This is a genomic window from Synechococcus sp. WC101, from assembly GCF_047461555.1.
GTDB lineage: Bacteria > Cyanobacteriota > Cyanobacteriia > Thermostichales > Thermostichaceae > Thermostichus.
Map to the genome: position 1 here is coordinate 1 of NZ_JANSHG010000166.1, position 5,135 is coordinate 5,135.

Below are 5,135 nucleotides of genomic sequence, written 5' to 3' on the forward strand. Positions count from 1 at the left end.
ACCTGGAGTAGGAGCTATTCCAGCTCTCCCTCTTCCCCCCAATGATCCCGCAGGTAGCCGTTGAGATCATCATAGACATCGGTCTCCTCGGGATCCGGTGTTGGCCAGTCCTCGTTCTGCCCGCCGATGATGACGCGGCTGAGGTTAATGTACTCGAGGCTGAGGGTGCGCAGGGCGTTGATCAGCACATCCAGCGCCAAGGCATCGGCCGTGCCCAGGTCAAACCAGCAGCGGGCCCAGTTGCCCTTTTCTTCCAAGGATCCCATGTTGTGCATCAGGGAGGTCAAGGGAGCTGAGTCGCTGGGGTACTCCAAATAGCTCAGATCCACCTCCGCCTCTTGGGCCACCAGGCGCTCGGCGTTGAATCCCCCCAGCTTGCCCAGCACATACCAGGATTCCAGCACCTCCTTGAGGTACTCCAGCTCCGCTGGAACCGGCGGCTCCGCAAACTCAAACCAGATCCAGAGATTTCCCGGATCGCACTCGCGAAACTCCACTTGCATGGACGGTTCCTCGGCTAGGCCTAGCCATCGATCTTAATCTGGCCCAGCTTACTGGTTTCTCCCCAGAGGGCAAGGATCCTCCTGGCGTCAGCGCTTAGGGAACACCGTTCCGCTTGCGCGAGCAGCGACAGCACCTACCGTTGGGGCCTGCGGCCCGCTGACGCGAGGGGGTCTCCCCAGCCAGTTGCTCAAACGCTCCGCGCTGCTGATGCGACCAGCCGCGGCCCCTCTCCCAAGAGGAGCTAGCCCTCACCCCCAGCCCCTCTCCCAAGAGGAGAGGGGAGTTTGGGATCGAGGCGACAGGCGGTCTCATCGCTGTTGGAACGGCCATAGGGGGGAGTCTCCCCGCCCCAGACAAGGCCAAAGCATCCTATACTGTTGCGGCGGTAGAAATAAGCGGGAAGCTGCTGCCTATGTCTGAACTTCTCCCCTTGCCCTCGCTCCATAACCAGGTGGCGGTGGTCACCGGAGCCAGCCGGGGCATTGGCCGGGCCATTGCCCTTCACTTGGGGGCGATTGGCGCCAAGGTGGTCGTCAACTACGCTCGCTCCGCCGCCGAGGCCGAGTCGCTGCTGCAGGAGATCGCCGCCCTGGGGGGCGAAGGGATGGCTGTGGCCGCCGATGTCTCCCAGCCGCAGGCGGTGGAACAACTCTTCGAGCAGGTGATGGGGCGCTGGGGCCGGGTGGACGTGCTGGTGAACAATGCCGGCATGGCCCGCGACACCTTGCTGCTGCGCATGAAGCCGGAAGACTGGCAGGCGGTGCTGGATCTCAATCTCACCGGCGTCTTTCTGTGTCTGAAGGCGGCCGCCAAGATCATGGTCAAGCAGCGGCAGGGACGCATCATCAACATCACCTCGGTGGTGGGCCTGGTGGGCAATCCCGGCCAGGCCAACTACAGCGCCGCCAAAGCAGGGGTGGTGGGCCTGACCAAGACAGCAGCCCGCGAGCTGGCCAGCCGCAACATCACCGTCAACGCCGTCGCCCCCGGCTTTATCACCACCCAGATGACCGAGAAGCTGGATCCCGGCCCCATCCTGGCCCAGATCCCCCTGGGGCGACTGGGATCCCCGGCAGAGGTGGCGGGGCTGGTGCGCTTTTTGGCGGCCGACCCGGCGGCAGCCTACATCACCGGGCAGGTCTTCGCCATCGACGGCGGCATGGTGATGAGCTAGAGCTGTTTCCCCTTACCCCCCAGGTCTAGAAGTGCTGCCAGCTCGGCAAAGCTGTCCACCACGGCATCGGCCCCCGCCCGGCGCAGTTCCTCGGCGGTGAAAGCAGTGGTCAGGCCAACCGCCCAACAGCCGGCCCTCTTGGCGGCGCGGATCCCGTGGGTGGAGTCTTCGACCACCAAACACAGACTGGGATCCAAGCCCACCTTGGCAGCCGTTTTCAAGTAGGGCTCGGGGTCGGGCTTGGCCCGCCGGATATCTTCGGCAGTAACCACGGCGTCGAACCAGCGGCCCAGGTTAAAGCGCTGAAAGATCTGCTCTTGATCCCGACGGGTGGCTGAGGTGGTGAGGGCCAGGGCTGAGAAGCGGCGGCGGCTGGCCGCCAAAAACTCCAGCACCCCCGGCACCAGCGGCACCTCCCCCAGCAGCTCGCCAAAAGCCTTGGCCTTTTCCTCGATCAAACGCTGCACCAGCAGGGATCGTTCCGCAGGCGGGGTGTCCGTCAGGTGTTCCACAAGATACTCGAACATGTCCCGGTCGGTGCGCCCCTTAAACTGCAGGGAGATGGGGGCCAGATCCAGAGAGATCTGACAGCGCTGCAGGGCGATAGTCCCGGCGCGGGCGTGGATCGGCTCCGAATCCACGATCACCCCGTCCATATCCAAAAGCAGGCCGGCAGTCGCGTCAGCGGCGCGGAGCATTTTGGGCGGCATAGACCGTTGGGCAAGCGCGGGACAGGGATCCCTTCACCAGCAAGGCTGCTCTGTCGCCATCCCCCAGCCACAAAAGCGGCTGGCAACCTGCCAGATGGGATCCAACACGTCGGTGAGGGCGTGGTCGCTCTCTACAGATACCAGTTGCGCCCAGGGGCGACGGGCCACGTAGTCACGGCTGGACTGGATGGGAATGATCTCGTCCCGGATCCCATGCACAATCAGGGTGGGCACAGGCCGGCGCAACGCCCCATCCGGGTAGCGTTGGGCATCGGTGACAAAACCGTACTCCAACGGCAGCGGACGGCCTTCTCCGTAGTGAAATACTGGCATTTGGCCGGTGCGTTGCCAGCTTTCCACCGCTTCCGTCCCCAGCCGCGGCAGCCAATGGCCCAGAAAGCCAAAGGCCGGTGCCAAGAGCACCAGACGCTGCACGCAGGGTTGCTGCTCGGCCACCCAGGCGGCCACCAGTCCCCCCAAGCTCGAACCAATAAGGGTAACGGGAGGATGGCCCATTTGCGCCAACTGCTCAGAAACCTGCCGGATCTGGCGGGTCAAGGTAAGCTGGGCAAAGTTGCCCTGGTTGAGATCGGGCACCTGCAGAGGGATCCCAAGCTGCTGCAGCCGCTGCCGGAAAAAAGTAGCCTTAGCCGATTGAGGCCCAGAGCCGAATCCGTGCAAGTAGATGACCGCCACGATGACAGGGATCCCTAGGGGCCTGTGGCTGCCGAGAGCCAGCCTGCCCCCAACACCACGCTGATGGAGAGGAAGAGGGTGGCCACCGTCCAGGTGATGCGGTTGAGGTTCTGCTCGGCACTTTTGGAGCTGGAGAACAATTGGGCCTGGCCGCCGATGCCCGCCAGCCCATCCCCTTTGGGGCTATGCAACAACACCAGTATCACCAGCAAAACGGCCGAGGCAGACCAAAGGAACTCGAAGAAGGCTTCCATCGCAGAGGATCCCACTAGGGCACGTTGCTGAAGCTATTATCGCCTGTATCTCCACCCTGGCACACCCTGCGCTCCCCTTCCAAAATCCATTAGATTGGAGTTTCAGCGTGGGATCTCTCACTGCCAACTTTTCCCTCTCTGGGGGACGTTATACAGCCGAGCCTGACCCCGTCTTGACACTTCCCCGACTAAGGGGGGGGATTCTTACGCAGTTCAAAAACGAACTTGTAAAGGCGTTGCCAAACCGCCTCTAGACAGTTCTTTCAGTCAAAGCCCCAAGGTTCTGCTTACTTGTCTGATCGCGTCAGCGGGACGGAGTCCTTGCAGGTTGGCCGAGAGGTTGGCATCTCGCAGACGCTTGCCACCGGTCGGGTTTTTCACCGTGATTAGAGGCTCGCCTGGGAACGGTACGCCTCGTCTACACTATTGGCAAGCAACTAAAGCTGCTTACGGGCTTTTCCGCTCCGCACTAAAGTACGGGGCTAGCAAGCTATCCTTCTGTATTGCTGGTGTCCTGTATGAGCTCTCTTCCGCCTCCTCTGAGCGGGGCCATCGCGTGGCTATTGCTACTCTTGCCGTTGTGGACGGTGGCCAGAGCAGTCGCGGACTTCTTGCATCAAGCTCAACAGATGCACCGCATCCCCTGCCACAAATGCAGGTTTTACAGCGGCGATCCCCACCTCAAGTGCGCTGTCCATCCTCAGCAAGCTCTGACAGAGGCGGCAATCGGCTGCCCCGACTGGCTTCCAATTTCTGGAGATCCTCGCCAGGGGAGCGCAGTAACCAACAACTGAGCTGCCAGAAGGTGATACTTGCGAGTTTCCCAGGGGATCCCCTAAGTGGGGGGAAACAGTCTCTGATGAACATCGCCGACAAAGGCTTCCACCGCTTCTCGGATCACCTCTCGCAGGTTGGCGTAGGCTTTGGCGAAGGGCGGGATCCGCTCGCTGAGGCCGAGCAGGTCGTGGGTGACGAGAATTTGGCCGTCGCAGGCCGGGCCAGCCCCAATCCCCAGAGTCGGGATCCCGACTTGCTGGGTGATCTGGGCAGCCAATTCCGCCGGCATGTGTTCCAAAACCAGGGCAAAGGCTCCTGCTCGCTCTAGGCTCAGGGCTTCCTGGCGCAGCCGCTCCGCCTCCGCGGGGGTTTTCCCCTGCTGGCGATACCCCCCCAGTTGATGTTTGGCCTGTGGGGTGAGGCCGATGTGGCCCAAGACCGGGATCCCTCGCTGGACCAGAAAGGCCACTGTTTCCACCATGTCTGGGTAGCCCCCCTCCAGCTTCACCCCATTCACCCCTGCCTCCTTCATCAGACGTCCTGCCGAGAGGAGGGCCTGCTCTTTGCAAACTTGGTAGCTCAAGAAAGGCAAGTCGGCCACCAAAAAGGCTCGTTCTACGCCGCGGCGCACTGCCTGGGCGTGGTGGATCATCTGTTCCAGAGTCAGGGGCAAGGTGCTGCTGTGCCCCAAGCTGGTCATGGCCAGGCTGTCGCCTACTAAGATCAAGTCGATCCCGGCCCGATCCAAGATCTGCGCTGTGGCGTAGTCAGCAGCCGTGAGGGCCACCAACGGTTGACCCGCCTGTTTGGCCTGGCGAAAGTGGTGAATGGAAAGGGCAGCCATACCTCTATGATCTCATTTGCCCCGCCATTTCCGGCTGGTCGGGCCGTACCCCCCAAGGGCTTTGGCCCTGGGGTGCTTGGCCAGCTTGCATCTGCCCCATTCCACGAGAGGGGATCCGGGCAGGATAGCCCGTTTGCCGCTAAGATGGTAAAGCCCTATGCAGACTGGAAGGGTGA

7 protein-coding genes are annotated in these 5,135 nt (G+C 62.2%); 1 reads left to right on the forward strand and 6 read right to left on the reverse strand.

What is annotated here, in order from left to right; genetic code table 11:
* Window positions 1-14: 14 nt before the first annotated feature.
* On the reverse strand, window positions 15-503 hold the full coding sequence (locus NW809_RS10595) for a DUF3531 family protein (protein ID WP_011431276.1): 489 nt from the start codon (window positions 501-503) through the stop codon (window positions 15-17).
* Window positions 504-934: 431 nt separating this feature from the next.
* Between NW809_RS10595 and fabG the strand changes: the two genes are divergently transcribed.
* Window positions 935-1,678, forward strand: a complete 744-nt coding sequence (fabG, locus tag NW809_RS10600; RefSeq protein ID WP_228375524.1) for a 3-oxoacyl-[acyl-carrier-protein] reductase — start codon at window positions 935-937, stop codon at window positions 1,676-1,678.
* On the opposite strand, the gene NW809_RS10605 is transcribed toward fabG, so the two are convergent.
* The 5 genes from NW809_RS10605 to panB form a co-directional block, all read right to left on the reverse strand.
* Complete coding sequence (locus NW809_RS10605; RefSeq protein ID WP_414402090.1) at window positions 1,675-2,376, reverse strand: HAD family hydrolase; 702 nt, start codon at window positions 2,374-2,376, stop codon at window positions 1,675-1,677. The two genes, fabG and NW809_RS10605, sit on opposite strands and share 4 nt — an antisense overlap.
* 45 nt (window positions 2,377-2,421) lie before the next feature.
* Window positions 2,422-3,084 carry a YqiA/YcfP family alpha/beta fold hydrolase gene (locus tag NW809_RS10610; protein ID WP_414346160.1) on the reverse strand — a complete coding sequence of 221 codons (663 nt, stop codon included), beginning with the start codon at window positions 3,082-3,084 and terminating at the stop codon, window positions 2,422-2,424.
* A 14-nt stretch (window positions 3,085-3,098) separates the two neighbouring features.
* Window positions 3,099-3,338: a preprotein translocase subunit SecG gene (secG, locus tag NW809_RS10615; protein ID WP_011431281.1), complete on the reverse strand. Its 240-nt coding sequence runs from the start codon at window positions 3,336-3,338 to the stop codon at window positions 3,099-3,101.
* 566 nt (window positions 3,339-3,904) lie between these two features.
* Complete coding sequence (locus NW809_RS10620) at window positions 3,905-4,036, reverse strand: hypothetical protein (protein ID WP_414402091.1); 132 nt, start codon at window positions 4,034-4,036, stop codon at window positions 3,905-3,907.
* 137 nt (window positions 4,037-4,173) lie between these two features.
* Complete coding sequence (panB, locus tag NW809_RS10625) at window positions 4,174-4,959, reverse strand: 3-methyl-2-oxobutanoate hydroxymethyltransferase (RefSeq protein WP_414402092.1); 786 nt, start codon at window positions 4,957-4,959, stop codon at window positions 4,174-4,176.
* Window positions 4,960-5,135 lie beyond the last annotated feature (176 nt).